2 protein-coding genes are annotated in these 981 nt (G+C 68.2%); both read right to left on the bottom strand.

Features of this window, described 5'->3' with window-relative positions; all coding sequences use genetic code 11:
* The coding region (locus IMZ11_RS42505; RefSeq protein WP_228649237.1) for a bifunctional 2-polyprenyl-6-hydroxyphenol methylase/3-demethylubiquinol 3-O-methyltransferase UbiG at positions 1–539 on the bottom strand (539 nt) is incomplete at its 3' end.
* Between the two features lie 47 nt (positions 540–586).
* A partial coding sequence (locus IMZ11_RS42510) for an FKBP-type peptidyl-prolyl cis-trans isomerase (protein WP_228649240.1) occupies positions 587–981 on the bottom strand: 395 nt, incomplete at its 5' end.

A 981-nucleotide genomic window follows, 5' to 3' on the forward strand; every position in this document is an offset into this window, starting at 1 on the left:
GACAGCAACAGGTCGGGGGTGAGCCCCGCCGCTGTGGCGTCATCGAAGAACTGGCTGAACTCATACTCGCGGCCGGCTCCGAACCCGATCACCGCGCGCCCGTCGTCGGCGAGATGCGCGCGCAGCCGTGCCAGCACCTGGACCCGCGTGCTCGGTGCGAGAAACGTCATCACGTTGCCTGCCGAGACGATGATGTCGAACGGATCGGCGATGCCGCGCGCCGGCAGATCGAGTTCAGCGAGGTCGCCGACGAGCCAGCGCGGGCCCGGATGGTCGGTCTCGGCCGCCGCGATCAGCACCGGGTCGACGTCGACGCCGACCACCTGGTGCCCGGCTTCGGCGAGGTAACCACCCACCCGGCCGGGACCACATCCGGCGTCGAGGATGCGGGCATTGCGCGTCGCCATCGCATCGATCAGACGAGCTTCGCCGGCCAGGTCCTGCCCGGCGCGCTGCATGGCACGAAACCGCTCGATATACCAATCCGAATGCCCCGGATCGGCCGCGACCTTCTGCATCCAGATACTGCGCTCGACCATGTGGGCATTGTCGCAAGCCGGCCCGGGCCACGGATGGGCGGTGTGACTCAGCCCTTGGCGTCGAGGATCTTGATCGCGAAGATCAGCGAGTCACCAGGCTGGATGCCTGCTGCAGGCTGGCCCTGGGGGTAGCCGTCCGCAGAGGTCATCGCCACGGCCACGGTGGACCCGACCTTCTGGCCGGAGATCGCCTTCTGGAAGCCGGGCACCACGCCGTTGAGAGGGAAGTCGACCGGTTCGCCACGTTCGTAGCTGCTGTCGAACACCGAACCGTCGCGCCCGTTGACGCCCATGTAGCAGACCGAAACGTTCGCCGAGGGCGCCACGACCGCCCCGTCACCGGCCTTCAGCGTGTGCACCTGGGTCTCGGCCACACTGAACGGTCCGTCGACCTTCACCACCGGAGCGGCCGTATCGGTGGACCCGGTGACCGCGACACTGC

It is taken from the genome of Microtetraspora sp. AC03309 (genome assembly GCF_020826795.1).
Lineage (GTDB): Bacteria > Actinomycetota > Actinomycetes > Streptosporangiales > Streptosporangiaceae > Microtetraspora > Microtetraspora glauca.